At 64.5% G+C, this 15,276-nt stretch carries 12 protein-coding genes; 10 read left to right on the top strand and 2 right to left on the bottom strand.

Annotated features, from left to right (window positions below):
• Positions 1 to 11: 11 nt before the first annotated feature.
• A protein-coding gene (locus AAFL97_RS11440; RefSeq protein ID WP_445954490.1) for an IS3 family transposase occupies positions 12 to 1,174 on the bottom strand; the annotation gives its coding sequence in 2 pieces (ribosomal slippage) (positions 12 to 916 and positions 916 to 1,174; 1,164 coding nt in all).
• A 68-nt stretch (positions 1,175 to 1,242) separates the two neighbouring features.
• Here AAFL97_RS11440 and AAFL97_RS11435 point away from each other — a divergent pair.
• The 4 genes from AAFL97_RS11435 (at position 1,243) to AAFL97_RS11420 (ending at position 3,486) form a co-directional block, all read left to right on the top strand.
• Entirely contained in the window at positions 1,243 to 1,962 is a 720-nt protein-coding gene (locus AAFL97_RS11435; RefSeq protein ID WP_341647145.1) for a helix-turn-helix transcriptional regulator, read from the top strand.
• Between the two features lie 288 nt (positions 1,963 to 2,250).
• The gene (locus tag AAFL97_RS11430) at positions 2,251 to 2,754 is read left to right on the top strand and encodes a helix-turn-helix domain-containing protein (RefSeq protein WP_341645023.1); all 504 of its coding nucleotides are present in this window, start codon (positions 2,251 to 2,253) and stop codon (positions 2,752 to 2,754) included.
• 83 nt (positions 2,755 to 2,837) lie between these two features.
• Positions 2,838 to 3,158, top strand: coding sequence for a type II toxin-antitoxin system RelE/ParE family toxin (locus AAFL97_RS11425; RefSeq protein ID WP_341645022.1), 321 nt, complete (start codon positions 2,838 to 2,840; stop codon positions 3,156 to 3,158).
• A complete protein-coding gene (locus AAFL97_RS11420) occupies positions 3,124 to 3,486 on the top strand; it encodes a helix-turn-helix domain-containing protein (RefSeq protein WP_341645021.1) in 363 nt (120 codons plus the stop codon). Before AAFL97_RS11425 ends, AAFL97_RS11420 begins: the two co-directional genes overlap by 35 nt.
• A 123-nt stretch (positions 3,487 to 3,609) precedes the next feature.
• Here the strand turns inward: AAFL97_RS11420 and AAFL97_RS11415 are convergent, their stop codons facing one another.
• On the bottom strand, positions 3,610 to 5,142 hold the full coding sequence (locus AAFL97_RS11415) for a fumarate hydratase (protein WP_341645020.1): 1,533 nt from the start codon (positions 5,140 to 5,142) through the stop codon (positions 3,610 to 3,612).
• Between the two features lie 274 nt (positions 5,143 to 5,416).
• Here AAFL97_RS11415 and acs point away from each other — a divergent pair, with 274 nt between their 5' ends.
• The 6 genes from acs to AAFL97_RS11385 all read left to right on the top strand — a co-directional run bounded on the left by acs (position 5,417) and on the right by AAFL97_RS11385 (position 15,202).
• Positions 5,417 to 7,381: an acetate--CoA ligase gene (gene acs, locus AAFL97_RS11410; protein WP_341645019.1), complete on the top strand. Its 1,965-nt coding sequence runs from the start codon at positions 5,417 to 5,419 to the stop codon at positions 7,379 to 7,381.
• 189 nt (positions 7,382 to 7,570) lie between these two features.
• Positions 7,571 to 7,771, top strand: coding sequence for a hypothetical protein (locus AAFL97_RS11405; protein ID WP_341645018.1), 201 nt, complete (start codon positions 7,571 to 7,573; stop codon positions 7,769 to 7,771).
• Between the two features lie 10 nt (positions 7,772 to 7,781).
• A complete protein-coding gene (locus tag AAFL97_RS11400; RefSeq protein ID WP_341645017.1) occupies positions 7,782 to 10,523 on the top strand; it encodes a sensor histidine kinase in 2,742 nt (913 codons plus the stop codon).
• A gap of 31 nt (positions 10,524 to 10,554) precedes the next feature.
• Positions 10,555 to 10,923, top strand: coding sequence for a response regulator transcription factor (locus tag AAFL97_RS11395; protein WP_068635476.1), 369 nt, complete (start codon positions 10,555 to 10,557; stop codon positions 10,921 to 10,923).
• A 6-nt stretch (positions 10,924 to 10,929) separates the two neighbouring features.
• Entirely contained in the window at positions 10,930 to 13,125 is a 2,196-nt protein-coding gene (locus tag AAFL97_RS11390) for a 3'-5' exonuclease (RefSeq protein WP_341647144.1), read from the top strand.
• 31 nt (positions 13,126 to 13,156) lie between these two features.
• On the top strand, positions 13,157 to 15,202 hold the full coding sequence (locus tag AAFL97_RS11385; RefSeq protein WP_341645016.1) for a sodium:solute symporter family protein: 2,046 nt from the start codon (positions 13,157 to 13,159) through the stop codon (positions 15,200 to 15,202).
• Positions 15,203 to 15,276: the final 74 nt, after the last annotated feature.

The raw sequence follows: 15,276 nt of genomic DNA, 5'->3' as shown, positions 1-15,276 counted from the left end.
CCCCGGGTTTCCTAGACGGTCCCGTTCTTCAAAAAATACTGCCGCTCGAACTCTACCGGCGAGAGCTGGTTGGTGAAACCGTGGCGTCGCCGTGGGTTGTAGAAGAGCTCGATGTAATCGAACACATCGGAGCGAGCCTGCGCCCGATCCGTGTAGATCTTTCGCTTGATCCGCTCGCGCTTGAGCAGTTGGAAGAAGCTTTCCGCTACCGCGTTGTCGTGGCAGTTGCCACGCCGGCTCATGCTCGGCACCAGTCGGTGCGACTTCAGGAAGTCTTGCCAGTCGTGGCTGCTGAACTGGCTACCCTGATCTGAATGCACCAGCACCTCCTCAGTCGGTTTGCGCCGCCACACCGCCATCAGCAAGGCGTTCAACGCCAGTTCCTTGGTCATCCGCTCGCCCATCGACCAACCTACAACCTGACGGGAGAACAGATCGAGCACCGCACACAGGTACAGCCACCCCTCGTGGGTTCGGATGTAAGTGATGTCGGTCACCCAGCTCTTGTTCGGCGCTGTCGGGGCAAACTGGCGCTCGAGCAGATTTGGCGCAACCACCGCCGGCCGCCCACCGTAGCGACCGGGGCGGCGTCCATAGCCGGTGTGCGAGCGCAGGCCCGCCAAGCGCATCAGCCGCGCCACGCGATGCTTGCCACACGCTTCGCCCAAGTCGTGCAGATCGTTACGGATCTTGCGATAGCCATAGATACGCCCGCTGGCCTCCCAGCATTGCGTAATCAGCGCTCCGATGCGCTGGTCATTAGCCGAGCGCTCGGAAACGGGTTGCTGCTTCCACGCGTAGTAACCGCTCGGATGGACCGCCAGCGTCGAACACAGCCGACGCACCGGATACTGCACCACGTGGGCGTCGATGAAGGCGTACCTCACCCGGACTGCTTGGCAAAGTACGCGGCGGCCTTTTTTAGGATGTCGCGCTCCTCGGTCACGCGCCGCAACTCCGCCTTCAGGCGCCGGATCTCGTCCGCCTGGCTGTCGCGCTCGGCACGCTGCTCCGCCGGAACGCCGTAACGCTTGATCCAGGTGTAGAGACTGTGGGCGCTGACGCCAAGCCGCACGGCCACCTCAGCGACCGGATGTCCCCGGTCGGTCACCTGCTTGACCGCTTCGATCTTGAACTCTTCGGTGAAGCGCTGCTGCGCCTTCTTCGTTTCCATCGACACCTCCGTAACGCCTCATTGTGAGGCAAAAGGGTGTCTAGGAAACCCGGGGCGATTCACCCGGACTGCCGCCGCAGGATTCCGGACACATTCTCGACGCCGCATACCGCGACGGGATCGCGGTGCACAACGGCGGCGGCGAGGTGTTCCTGATCAGCGGGCGCTTCGATTTCACCGGCAACCATGCCGCAGTGTTGTTCGATGCGCTGCCGGCCATCGTCAACATCCCCAAGGCCTCGAGCCAGGCCGAGATCCTGCGCTGGTCGCTCGACCAGCTCGTCGCCGAACTGCACAGTCCGCAGCCGGGTGGCGCGCTGCTATCGACGCATCTGGTGCATCTGATGCTGGTGCAGGTGCTGCGGCTGTTCCTGGCGTCCTGCGGCGAAATCCCCAAGGGCTGGTTCCTGGCGCTGACCGATCGCCAGATCAGCCCCGCGATCGGTGCGATCCATGCCGAGCCGGCCCGCCACTGGACGCTCGAGGAACTGGCGCGGGTCGCCGGTGTATCGCGCACCGTGTTCGCGCAGCGCTTCAAGGCGCTGGTGGGCAGCACGGCGATGGACTACCTCGCGCGCTGGCGCATGCTGATGGCGGCGGATCGCCTGCGCGCCGGCAACGAGAGCGTGTCAAGCATTGCGTTTTCGCTCGGCTACGAGTCCGAAAGCGCCTTCAGCACTGCGTTCAAGCGGATCATGTCGTGCTCGCCGACGCAGTACCGGCGCCAAGTCAAGGGCGCCGACGAGCGGCGCGAACCTTCTGCGCTGCGGGAGCCGGTGGCAGCGTAGATTCGCCTGCTGGCGTTACCTGCGGTCTGCTGACCCGTTAGCGCTATGTATGCGGGAGTGGGCACGTCCCTGTGGTCGCCGGCGACTGGGGGCGGATAGTCCTCGTTCGTATGGCTTACCAGCGTATTGTTGCAGTTTAATGACTCTTTTTTTAGAAGACATCCATGACTGGTCGAAATTGTCATGGATGTCCATAGCCAGAGGTCTTGTACGACTACTGGCTTGACCTTTTCTGCCAGGCTGCATCACGGTAAATTTGCATGTACTTGCAAATCCCGGAGATAAAAATTGGCAAACACTCCAAACCAGTCAAAACGTGACGAGTCAGCCCCGAAGCGTGAGCGGAAGGCTAAGCAAGCGTCCGACGAAAAATGGGGAACGGCAGTGATGAAGCTTGGTTTCTGCATCATTCCTTCCGTCCTCCTGAGAGCACAGCAGCGTCTGGGTCTTAACCCGACGCAGCTCGCCGTGCTTCTTCAACTTGTCGACCATTGGTGGGATCAGGAGCGAAAGCCCTATCCGAGCAAGCAGTCGTTGAGCGATCGTTTGGGCTTGGGCACTCGCCAAATTCAACGTTACATCGCTGAGCTGGAGGCAGCAGGATTCGTCAAGCGGATCGAGAGACGGGCGACGCATAGAGGCAAGCTGAGCAATGAGTACGATCTCTCTGGCTTGGTGGAGCGACTGAACAAGCTGGCGCCGGAGATCGAGGAGGCCAATGAGTTCAAAAGGCAGGCGATGAGGCGTGGTGGGTCATTCAAGTCCAGGATGCAGGATCTGGAGGAGGCGTGAGCAAGGGCAACGCAGCAGGGGACGAAGTTCGCTCTGCGTGAGTTGAAATTTTGTCAAAAATAGAACAATATGGAGTCAGTTCAATGAGGCCGAGCTATAAGCCGCCCTTCAGCAGTTTCGTGAAGAAGGCTCATAAACCGCTGCAACTCGCGATCGAAGATGCGGTGGAAGACATCTGCGGGAGTCCGGAGATCGGTGAGGCAAAGGTCGGTGACTTGGCTGGGATTCGGGTTTTCAAATTCAGGTTCAACCGCCAGGAATACTTGGTTGCCTACAGGCCTTTGCTGGCTGTGGGGGCGGAACCAGAGGGTGAGCTTGAACTGCTGGCCATCGACTTTTACAAGGTTGGGCCGCATGAGAACTTCTACGATGAGCTCAAACGTTACCTACGGGCTGAAGGATAAAGAAATGGCGCATGCTGCAACTGCGGAAGAGCTTTTCAACGATCTCAAACGCATGCCGGCGATTGAACGGCAGAGGTTCTTCGTGTTGCTGTCGACCCATGCTTTCCAAGGCAAAGACCTCAGTCATGACGAACTGTTCGGCCACCTTTCCGGTGATGAGTTCACCGCGGAGGAGGCGAGCGAGTACCTTGAAGTTTCGATGTCGACCTTTCGCCGATACGTTGCGAGCGGCAAACTCCAACCGAGCACCACGATTGGGCGTAGCCAGCTGTTTGCCGTACCCGATTTGAAGAGCTTCAAGAGAGCACGGAAGACAGCCAAGAGTTGATTAGATCAAGTGGCCTTCATCGGCCAAGCTGTCTTCCTGTCTTCTATTCCCGGGAGTGCCCTCCTGGAACGAAAAAGCCCGGCCTCTCGCGAGCACCGGGCTTTTCATCGCCGGGGCAGGGCGTCAGACGACAGCGACCGGAATCTTGCCGATCTTCGCCTGCCACTCCTTCGGGCCGGTGTTATGCACGCTGGTGCCGTTGGCGTCCACCGCGACCGTCACCGGCATGTCCTGCACGGTGAATTCGTAGATCGCTTCCATGCCGAGATCGGCGAAGCCGACGACCTGCGCTTCCTTGATCGCCTTCGACACCAGGTAGGCCGAACCGCCGACTGCCATCAGGTAGGCGGACTTGTTGTCCTTGATCGCCTCGATGGCGACCGGGCCGCGCTCGGACTTGCCGATCATCGAGATGAGGCCGGTCTTTTCCAGCATCATGCGGGTGAACTTGTCCATGCGGGTGGCGGTGGTGGGGCCGGCGGGGCCGACGACTTCGTCGCGCACCGGGTCGACCGGGCCGACGTAGTAGATGACGCGGTTGGTGAAGTCGACCGGCAGCTTCTCGCCCTTTTCGAGCATGTCGGCGATGCGCTTGTGCGCAGCGTCGCGGCCGGTGAGCATCTTGCCGTTGAGCAGCAGGATCTGGCCCGGCTTCCAGGAGGCGACTTCTTCCTTGGTCAGGGTGTCGAGGTTGACCCGGGTGGCGACGTTGGTGTCGGCTTTCCAGGTGACCTGCGGCCAGTCTTCCAGCCTGGGCGTTTCCAGCTTCGCCGGGCCGGAGCCGTCGAGGTGGAAGTGGACGTGGCGGGTCGCCGCACAGTTCGGGATCATCGCCACCGGCAGCGAGGCGGCGTGCGTCGGATAGTCCATGATCTTGACGTCGAGCACGGTGGTCAGGCCGCCCAGGCCCTGGGCGCCGATGCCGAGCGCGTTGACCTTGTCCATCAGCTCGAGGCGCAGCTCCTCGACGCGGCTGAGCTGGGCGCCGGAAGCGGCCTTTTCGCGCAGTTCATGGATGTTGACCGGCTCCATCAGCGATTCCTTGGCCAGCAGCATCGCCTTTTCCGGCGTGCCGCCGATGCCGATGCCGAGGATGCCCGGCGGACACCAGCCGGCGCCCATGGTCGGCACGGTCTTGATCACCCAGTCGACGATCGAGTCGGACGGGTTCAGCATCACCATCTTCGACTTGTTCTCCGAGCCGCCGCCCTTGGCCGCGCAGATGATCTCGACGTGGTCGCCGGGGACGATCTCGTAATGCACCACCGCCGGCGTGTTGTCCTTGCTGTTCTGGCGCTTGCCGGCGGGGTCGAGCAGCACCGAGGCGCGCAGCTTGTTGTCGGGGTGGTTGTAGGCGCGGCGCACGCCTTCGTTGATCATTTCCTGCACGCTCAGCTTCGAATCCCACTGCACGTTCATGCCCACTTTCATGAACACGACGGCGATGCCTGTATCCTGGCAGATCGGGCGGTGGCCTTCGGCGCACATGCGCGAGTTGGTCAGGATCTGCGCGATGGCGTCCTTCGCCGCCGGGCTTTCCTCGCGTTCGTAGGCTTCGCCAAGCGCCTTGATGTAGTCGAGCGGGTGGTAGTAGCTGATGTACTGGAACGCATCCGCAATCGACTGAATGAGGTCTTCTTCGCGAATAATCGTCATGGCGCTTGGTCTCCGGGATGACATGGGGGCAGAATGCCGAAGTTGGATCGGGATTCGATCAACCGCGAAATTTTAGCATCGTCGCGTTCAGGTCATGTCGTCGAAGCGGCCTGGGGGCTTGTGTAAGTCCTCTGTAAGATACATATTCTCAAATGTGCCGAATTCGGTGGCAGCCGAATGAGTGCTGCCGCAACCATTTCAAGGCCGGAACCAACCGGTCGACGACCCGCAAGGGGTCAGCTTCAACCATATGGTCAGTTGAGGAGAGGTGAGCATGTCCAATGAGCAGCAAGTCCGCATTTACAACCCCTCGGAAGAGATGGTGAAGAACGCTGCGGTGTCCGGCATGGACGGGTACCGTGCGTTGTGCAAGGAAGCAGAAGACGACTACGAAGGTTTCTGGGGGCGCCGCGCCAAGGAACTGCTCGACTGGAAGGAGCCCTTCACCCAGGTGCTCGACGAAAGCGATGCGCCGTTCTTCAAGTGGTTCGCCGACGGCAAGCTGAACGTCTCCTACAACTGTCTCGACCGCAACGTCGAAAACGGCCTGGGCGACAAGGTCGCGCTGATCTTCGAAGCCGACAGCGGCGACGTCACCAAGGTCACCTACAAGGATCTGCTCGCCCGCGTCGGCAAGTTCGCCAACGCGCTGCGCGGCATGGGCGTCAAGAAGGGCGACCGCGTCGTCATCTACATGCCGATGTCGATCGAAGGCGTCGTCGCGATGCAGGCCTGCGCCCGCATTGGCGCCACCCACTCCATCGTCTTCGGCGGCTTCTCGGCCCAGGCCCTGCGCGACCGCATCGAGGATGCCGGCGCCGTGGCGCTGATCACCTCCGACGGCCAGCACCGCGGCGGCAAGGCGCTGCCGCTGAAGCCGATCGCCGACGAGGCGCTGTCGCTGGGCGGCTGCGACACGATCAAGAACGTCATCGTGGCCAAGCGCACCGGTGGCGACTGCAACATCGTCGCGGGCCGCGACACCTGGTTCCACGATGCCTGCGAAGGCCAGTCCGAAGCCTGCGAACCGGAATGGGTCGAAGCCGAGCACCCGCTGTTCATCCTCTACACCTCGGGTTCCACCGGCAAGCCGAAGGGCGTGCAGCACTCGACGGGCGGCTACCTGCTGCAGGCCGTGCTGTCGATGAAGTACACCTTCGACATCAAGCCGGAAGACGTCTTCTGGTGCACCGCCGACATCGGCTGGGTCACCGGCCACACCTACATCGCCTACGGCCCGCTTGCCTGCGGCGCGACCGAGATCGTCTTCGAAGGCGTGCCGACCTATCCGGACGCCGGCCGTTTCTGGAAGATGATCCAGGACCACAAGGTCACCATCTTCTACACCGCACCGACCGCGATCCGCTCGCTGATCAAGGCCGCCGACAACAACCCGGCCGTGCATCCGACCAAGTACGACCTGTCCAGCCTGCGCCTGCTCGGCTCGGTGGGCGAGCCGATCAACCCGGCGGCCTGGCAGTGGTACTACGACAACGTCGGCGGCGGCCGCTGCCCGATCGTCGATACCTTCTGGCAGACCGAGACCGGTGCGCACGTGATCACGCCGATGCCGGGCGCGACGCCGATGGTGCCGGGTTCGTGCACGCTGCCCTTCCCGGGCATCCAGGCCGCGGTGGTCGATGAGACCGGCACCGAAGTGCCGTGGGGCCAGGGCGGCATCCTGGTGATCAAGCGTCCGTGGCCGGCGATGATCCGCACCATCTGGGGCGATCCGGAACGCTTCAAGAAGTCCTACTACCCGGACGATTTCAAGGGCAAGCTCTACTTGGCCGGCGACGGCGCCATCCGTGATGCCGAGACGGGCTACTTCACCATCACCGGCCGTATCGACGACGTGCTGAACGTGTCCGGCCACCGCATGGGCACGATGGAGATCGAATCGGCCCTGGTCGCGCACGAGAAGGTTGCCGAAGCGGCCGTGGTCGGCCGTCCGGACGACGTCACCGGCGAGGCGATCGTGGCCTTCGTGGTGCTGAAGGGGCCGCGCCCGACCGGCGAGGAAGCGGCCGCGGTGGTCAAGGAGCTGCAGACCTGGGTGGGCCACGAGATCGGGCCGATCGCCAAGCCGAAGGACATCCGTTTCGGCGAGAACCTGCCGAAGACGCGCTCGGGCAAGATCATGCGCCGCCTGCTGCGCCAACTGGCCAAGGGCGAGGACGTCACCCAGGACACCTCGACGCTCGAGAACCCGCAGATCCTCGAGCAGCTCAAGGGCTGAGGCAGTCTGCCGAGCCGGGCCGCAAGAGCCCGGCCGGCACAAAAATAAGGGAAGGCCCGGCGACGAAGCCGGGCAGGGGAGAGGGAGTGGCGTGCATGATGCCGCCGCCCGTACGTGCGATGCGCCCAACCTGCCGCAAGAGCGGGGGGCGCATTCGTTTTTTGCTGGAGCGCTCATCATGGGAGGGGCATGATGCGCAAGGGACTTGCCGGGCAACGGCTGGTCGCGATGTTCATCGCGGGCGCCCTGCTGCTCAATTTTCCGCTGCTGTCGCTGTTCGACCGGCCTGTGTCGTTGTTCGGGCTGCCGCTGCTGCACGTTTACCTGTTCGCGGTCTGGGGCGGGCTGATCGTCGCCGTGGGCTGGATCGTCGAGCGCGGCGCGCGCTGAGGGCAGGCGGATGCTTCCGGGCTGGCTCATCATCGGCGCCTCGTTCGCCTATCTGCTGACGCTTTTCGCGGTGGCCTATTTCGGCGACCGCCGCGCCGACCAGGGGCGCTCGGTCATCGACAACGCCTGGACTTACGGCCTGTCGCTGGCGGTCTACTGTACGGCCTGGACCTATTTCGGCAGCGTCGGCCGCGCCGCGTCGGGCGGCATCTGGTTCCTGCCGACCTATCTCGGCCCCACGCTGGGCATGGCGCTCGGCTGGCTGGTGGTGCTGAAGATGATCCGCATCTCGCGCAGCCACCGGATCACTTCGATCGCCGACTTCATCGCTTCGCGCTACGGCAAGAGCCACATGCTGGGCGGGCTCGTCACCGTGATCGCGGTGGTCGGCATCCTTCCCTACGTGGCACTGCAGCTCAAGGCCATCTCCAGCGCCTATGCCTTGCTGGTGGAAGACGCCGGCAACCCCCTGCCGCTCGGCGCGAACGCCGACTGGTGGCAGGACAGCACGCTCTACATCGCCCTGACGCTGGCGGCCTTCACCGTACTGTTCGGCACCCGCCATCTCGATGCCACCGAGCGGCACGAAGGCATGGTCGCGGCGATCGCCTTCGAGTCGGTGGTCAAGCTGCTCGCCTTCCTTGCCGTCGGCGTCTATGTCACCTACTGGCTGTACGACGGCTTCACCGACCTTTATGCGCGAGCGCGCGAACACTCCGGGCTCGCCAGCCTGCTGATCTTCGACAGCACCGGCAAGATCGGCTACGGCGGCTGGTTCGCGCACGTGCTGCTGGCGATGCTGGCCGGCATCTTCCTGCCGCGCCAGTTCCAGATCGCGGTGGTGGAGAACGTCGACGAACAGCATCTGCGGCGCGCGACCTGGCTGTTTCCGGCCTATCTGCTGGCGATCAACATCTTCGTGATCCCGATCGCGCTCGGCGGCCTGCTCCACTTCGGCCAGGGCACGGTCGATCCGGACACCTTCGTGCTGACGCTGCCGCTGGCGCACGACAACGCCGCGCTGGCGCTGTTCGTGTTCATCGGCGGGCTGTCGGCGGCCACCGGCATGGTCATCGTCGAAGCCATCGCGCTGTCGACGATGGTGTGCAACGACCTGGTGATGCCGATCCTGCTGCGCAGCCGCCGGCTCGGGTTGTCGGCGCAGCGCGACCTGACCCGGCTGCTGCTCGGCATCCGCCGCGGCGCGATCGTCGGCGTGCTGCTGCTCGGCTACCTGTACTTCCGCCTCGCCGGCGAAGCCTATGCGCTGGTCAGCATCGGCCTGATCAGCTTCGCTGCCGTCGCCCAGTTCGCGCCGGCGATGCTGGGCGGCATGTACTGGCGCAACGGCACGCGCGACGGTGCATTCGCCGGCCTGCTCGCCGGTTTCCTGGTGTGGGCCTACACCTTGCTGCTGCCGTCCTTCGCCAAGTCCGGCTGGCTGGACCCGGCCTTCCTCGACGAGGGGCTGTTCGGCCTGGCCTGGCTGCGGCCGGAGCAGCTGTTCGGTCTTGCCGGGCTCGACAACATCAGCCATGCGCTGTTCTGGAGCCTGTTCGCCAACATCGGCTGCTATGTGTTCGTGTCGCTGCTGCGCGTCCCGACCACGGCCGAGGCAGGCCAGGGCGCCTTGTTCGTCAATGCCTTTCGCCGCGGCGACAGCCCGCCGGCGGGTTTCTGGCGCGGCCGTGCGGAAGTCGCCGACCTGATCCCGCTGGTCGCCCGCTTCCTGGGGCAGCGCCGCACCGAGGAGGCTTTTCGGACCTATGCCCGCAGCCGCGGAGAGGACGGCATAGACAAGCTGAAGGCCGACCCCGACCTGGTCCATTTCGCCGAATCGCTGCTTGCCGGCGCGATCGGCAGCGCTTCGGCCCGCGTCATGGTGTCGACCGTGGTGCAGGAGGAGCCGCTCGGCCTGGGCGAGGTCATGGACATCCTCGACGAAGCTTCGCAGGTGAGGGCCTACTCGCACCAGCTCGAGGAAAAGTCGCGCGAGCTCGAAGCGGCCACGGCCGAATTGCGCGCGGCCAACGACAAGCTGAAGGAGCTCGACCGGCTGAAGGACGACTTCATGTCTTCGGTCACGCACGAGCTGCGCACGCCGCTGACCTCGATCCGGGCGCTGTCCGAGATGATGCTCGACGATCCGGACATCGACGTCGACGACCGCCAGCGCTTCCTCGGCATCATCGTGTCCGAGACGGTGCGCCTGACGCGCCTGGTCAACCAGGTGCTCGATCTGGCCAAGATCGAAGCCGGCCATGCGGAGTGGTGCAACACCGACATCGACATGCGCGAGCTGGTGACGCACGCCATCGAGGCGACGCGGCAGTTGTTCCGGGATCGCGATGCCGAGATCGGGCTCGAGCTGCCCGACGCGGTGCCGATGCTGCGTGCCGATCACGACCGCTTGTTGCAGGTGATGCTCAACCTGCTGTCGAATGCGGCCAAGTTCGTGCCGGCGCAGGGCGGGCGCGTCGATGTGCGGCTGACCGCCGACGAGGGCCGGATCAGGGTCGATGTGCGCGACAACGGGCCGGGCATCGCGCCCGAACTCGAAGCGGTGATCTTCCAGAAATTCAGGCAGGGCGGGGACGAGCACTCGCGCCCGCAGGGCACCGGGCTGGGCTTGCCGATCAGTCGCCAGATCGTCGAGCACTTCGGTGGCCGCTTGTGGCTGGAGTCGGTACCCGGAGACGGAGCGACTTTCTCGTTCGAGCTTCCCTTGCCGCCTGCCGCGGACAGCGAATGACATAGAATGGCGCAGGAGGGAGGAGAAGAGCATGACCAAGAAGATCCTGATCGCAGACGACGAACAAAACATCGTCATATCCCTGGAATTCCTCATGAAGCGCGAGGGTTTCGAGGTACTGGTGGCGAACGACGGCGAAGAGGCGGCACGGCGGATCCGCAGTGATCATCCCGACCTCGTCCTGCTCGACGTGATGATGCCGAAGAAGAGCGGCTTCGAGGTCTGTCAGGAAATCAAGGCCGATCCGGCCATGGCGGCAGTCCGCATCCTGATGCTGACCGCCAAGGGGCGCGACACCGAGGTGGCGAAAGGACTGGCGCTCGGCGCCGATGCCTACATGACCAAGCCGTTCTCGACCAAGGAGCTGGTGGAGAAGGTACGCAGCCTGCTGGGAGGCTGAACGATGATGTCGGCCCGTACGCGCTTTGCCCTCGCGGTCGTCGTTCTAGGCCTGTTGATGACCGGTCCGTTCATTCTTACCGCCCTGATCGTCTGGTTCGAGACGCAGGGCGAGGGCAGGCAACAGTTGATCGACGTGCTCGCGCCGCATCTCGGTGTCGGCACGATGCTGACCGTGATGGGCTTCGCCGCCGGCGTCGGCGTGCTGCGCATCCTGTTTCGCCAGTATGTGCAAGGCCTGCTGCGGATGGCGGAGAACCTGCGCCTGATGCTCGGCGCCAACCGCGGTTTCCGCGTCCAGCCCGAAGGGCCGCCCGAAGTGCGGATGCTGGCGAGCGCGGCAAACGAGCTGGCGAGCCAGCGCGACGAGATCCTTTCCGACGTCGAGGCGCAGATCGCACGCGCCAAGGATTCGGTCGAGCAGGAAAAGAACCGTCTTGCCGCGTTGATGTCCGAGCTGACCCAGAGCGTGGTGGTGTGCAACCTGGATGGCCGCATCCTGCTCTACAACAACCGCGCGCGCATGCAGTTCCGCGCCTTGTCCGACGCGCCGGGCGTGGCCGGCGGCGGCGAACTGATCGGCCTCGGCCGTTCGATCTACGCGGTGTTCGAGCGCAACCTGATCGCCCATGCGCTCGAAACCATCCAGCAGCGCCTCAGGCGCGGCGCGGCCCAGCCGCAGGCCAACTTCGTCACCACCACGCGCGCGGGGCAGTTGCTGCGGGTGCAGATGGCGCCGGTGCTGTCGGTGGCGAAGCCGCAAGGAGAAGGCGAGGGCGCGGGCGGGGAGGAGGGCGAGCGTACGCAGACCGGCTTCATCCTGATGCTCGACAACATCACCCGCAACTTCGAGACCGAGTCGCGCCGCGACCAGATGCTGCACAACCTGACCGAAGGCAACCGTGCGGCGCTGGCGAACGTGCGGGCGGCGGCGGAAATGCTCGAGTACGGCGACCTGCCCGACGACATGCGCGACCGCTTCCGCCGCGTGATCCGCGACGAGGTGCAGGGCATGGGCCAGCGTCTCAACGAGACCGCCGAGGCCTTTGCCGATTCGCTGAAGGCGCGCTGGCCGCTGGAGGAAATGCTCGGCGCCGACCTGGTCGCGGCCGTGCAGCGCCGCATCGAGCAGCGCATCGAGCTGCGCACCAAGCTCGAGGAGATCGATGAAAACCTGTGGGTGAAGGTCGACAGCTTCTCGCTGATCCAGGCCCTGACCTATCTGGCGAGCCGCCTGTCCGACGAGTTCGAGGTACGTGAAGTGCGCTTCCGCCTCACCGCGGCCGGGCGCCTGGTGCATCTCGACCTGATCTGGTCGGGCCAGGCGATGAGCAACGAGACGGTGATGAGCTGGGAACTCGAACCGATGCGGATCGAGGACGAAAGCAGCCCGCTGACGGTGCGCGACGTCATCGACCGCCACGACGGCGAGATGTGGCTGGAGCGCGAGAAAGTCCGCCACCGCGCCTTCTTCCGCGTGCTGCTGCCCGCCGCGGTGCCGCAGGAGCAGGCCGAGGCCGAGCTGTTCCTGCGCGGCGAGAGCCGGCCGGAATACTACGATTTCGACCTCTTCGCCTGGTCGGAGAAATCGCACGGGATCGAGGACCGCCCGCTGACCGAGCTGGTGTTCACGGTGTTCGATACCGAAACCACCGGGCTCAACCCTTCGCAGGGCGACGAGATCATCCAGATCGGCGCCACCCGCATCCTCAACGGCAAGCTGCTGCGCAACGAATCCTTCGAGCAGTTGATCGACCCGCGCCGGCCGCTTGCGGCGGCGTCGGCGGAAATCCACGGCATCTCCGAGGAGATGCTGAAGGGCCAGCCCACGATCGACACGGTGCTGCCGGCTTTCCATGCCTTTGCCGCCGATACCGTGCTGATCGCCCACAACGCCGCTTTCGACATGCGTTTCCTGCAGCTCAAGGAGGAAGCGACCGGCTTGCGCTTCGACCAGCCGGTGCTCGATACTCTGCTGCTGTCGGCGGTGGTGCATCCGAACCAGGAGTCGCACCGCCTGGAGGCGATCGCCGAACGGCTCGGCCTGACGATCGTCGGCCGGCATACCGCGCTCGGCGACGCCATCGTCACCGCCGAGGTGTTCCTGAAACTCGTTCCGCTGCTGGCGGACAAGGGCATCCGGACCCTGCGCCAGGCGCGCGAAGCCGCGGAGCAGACCTACTACGCACGGATCAAGTATTGATGCATCGCACCCCCTTCGGGCGGGATAGACCGTGAGCGCCCAATCCGCCTTCACGAGCCGGCTCAAGCGTTACTACACCTGGTACACAGGCATCTTCCTGCTGTTCGTCGTCGGGCTCGCCATCGGCGAATACCTGGGCCTGCCGCAAGGCGTGATCGGCCACACCTTCCTGTTCGTCACCATCGCGATCTACGCCGGCATCGGCGTCATGAGCCGGACCTCGAACGTGTCGGAGTACTACGTCGCCGGCCGGCGCGTTCCCGCGCTGTTCAACGGCATGGCCACCGCGGCCGACTGGATGAGCGCGGCATCCTTCATCGGCCTGGCGGGCACGCTGTACTTCTCCGGCTTCGAGGGGCTGGCCTTCGTCACCGGCTGGACCGGCGGCTTCGTGCTGGTGGCGCTGCTGATCGCGCCCTATCTGCGCAAGTTCGGCCAATACACCATTCCGGACTTTCTCGGCGAGCGCTATCAGGGCAACGTCGCCCGCGTGGTCGGGCTGGTGGCGACGGTGCTTGCCAGCTTCGTGTACCTGGTGGCGCAGATCTACGGCGTGGGCCTGGTGACCAGCCGCTTCATCAGCATCGAATTCGAGATCGGCCTGTTCATCGGCCTCGCCGGCATCCTGCTGTGCTCCTTCCTGGGCGGCATGCGGGCGGTGACCTGGACCCAGGTCGCGCAGTACGTGATCCTGGTCATCGCCTACCTGGTGCCGGTGGTGATCCTGTCGTACAAGCTCACCGACGTGCCGATTCCGCAGGCAGTCTATGGCGCGGTGCTGCAGCAGATCAGCGCGCGCGAGCAAGTCCTGTTCGACGCTCCCGACGAAGTCGAGGTCCGTGAGCTCTACCGCCAGCGCGCCGAAAGCTATGCCGACCGGATAGCACGGCTGCCGGAGTCGCTCGAGCTCGAGCGCCGCGCCATGATCGAACGGCTCAATGCGCTGCGCCTGGGCAATGCCTCGGCACGCGAGATCGCGCTGGCCGAACGTGCATTGCGCGATCTGCCGCGCACGCCCGGCGACGCGAAACGGGTGTGGGAGAAGGCGCGCACCGAAGCACTCGAACGAGCCCGGCCGCCGCCGCGCCATGCCGAGGCCCACCCCGGCGAGACGCCGGAGGAGTCCCACATCGCGCGCAACAACTTCCTGGCGCTGATGTTCGTGCTGATGCTCGGCACCGCGGGCCTGCCCCACATCCTGATGCGCTACTACACCACGCCGGGGGTGGCCGATGCGCGCAAGTCGGTGCTGTGGTCGATGTTCTTCATCTTCCTGCTCTACGTCACCGCGCCGGCCTACGCGGTGTTCGCCAAGTGGGAGGTCTATCACAACCTCGTCGGCTCCAGCCTCGACATCCTGCCCGACTGGGTGATGTCGTGGGGCAAGGTCGGGCTGGTGAAGATCGAGGACCTGAACGGCGACGGCATCCTGCAGCTTGCCGAGCTGAGCCTGAACACCGACGTCATCGTGCTTGCGACGCCGGAGATCGCCGGCCTGCCCTACGTGGTGTCCGGCCTGGTGGCGGCGGGCGGCCTGGCGGCGGCGCTGTCCACCGCCGACGGGCTGCTGCTGACGATTTCCAACGCCTTCTCGCACGACCTGTACTACAAGGTGCTGCGGCCGACGGCTTCGGCTCATCGGCGCCTGGTGATCTCCAAGTCGCAGTTGCTGGTGGTGGCCGTGGTGGCGGCCTGGGTGGCCTCGCTGCGGCCGGACAACATCCTGTTCACGGTCGGGCTGGCGTTCTCGATCGGCGCCTCGGCGCTGTTTCCGGCGCTGGTGCTGGGCATCTTCTGGAAACGGGCCAACCGGCCCGGGGCGGTCGCCGGCATGCTGGTCGGGCTGACGGTCACGGTCTTCTACATGGTGCGCACGCATGGCTTCTTCGGCGGTTCGATGCAGAACGCCTGGTTCGACATCAGTCCGATTTCGGCCGGGGTGTTCGGCGTGCCGCTCGGTTTCCTGACCATCGTCGTCGTCAGCCTGCTGACCAGGCCGCCGCCGCAGGAAATCCAGGACCTGGTGGACTATGTGCGCTATCCGCAATTACCGGCGGATGTGCAAAGGCCGAATTGAGCCGGCGGCGCGCCTACTTGAAGCGTGGGCAATGCGCCCCACATAGGGTTCAGTTCAACGAATCCCGAGGATGG

It is taken from the genome of Thauera sp. SDU_THAU2, from assembly GCF_038260575.1.
GTDB lineage: Bacteria > Pseudomonadota > Gammaproteobacteria > Burkholderiales > Rhodocyclaceae > Thauera.
Note: the sequence above shows the minus strand (reverse complement) of the source record. Positions and strands in the feature narration are given on the sequence as shown.

Bases quoted from the DNA above. Each gene is read 5' to 3' on its own strand.
- AAFL97_RS11425 (WP_341645022.1), top strand. From the start codon at position 2,838: ATGAGGCCGAGCTATAAGCCGCCCTTCAGCAGTTTCGTGAAGAAGGCT.
- AAFL97_RS11400 (WP_341645017.1), top strand. From the start codon at position 7,782: ATGCTTCCGGGCTGGCTCATCATCGGCGCCTCGTTCGCCTATCTGCTG.
- AAFL97_RS11415 (WP_341645020.1), bottom strand. From the start codon at position 5,142: ATGACGATTATTCGCGAAGAAGACCTCATTCAGTCGATTGCGGATGCG.
- AAFL97_RS11405 (WP_341645018.1), top strand. From the start codon at position 7,571: ATGATGCGCAAGGGACTTGCCGGGCAACGGCTGGTCGCGATGTTCATC.
- acs (WP_341645019.1), top strand. From the start codon at position 5,417: ATGTCCAATGAGCAGCAAGTCCGCATTTACAACCCCTCGGAAGAGATG.
- AAFL97_RS11395 (WP_068635476.1), top strand. From the start codon at position 10,555: ATGACCAAGAAGATCCTGATCGCAGACGACGAACAAAACATCGTCATA.
- AAFL97_RS11390 (WP_341647144.1), top strand. From the start codon at position 10,930: ATGTCGGCCCGTACGCGCTTTGCCCTCGCGGTCGTCGTTCTAGGCCTG.
- AAFL97_RS11420 (WP_341645021.1), top strand. From the start codon at position 3,124: ATGAGCTCAAACGTTACCTACGGGCTGAAGGATAAAGAAATGGCGCAT.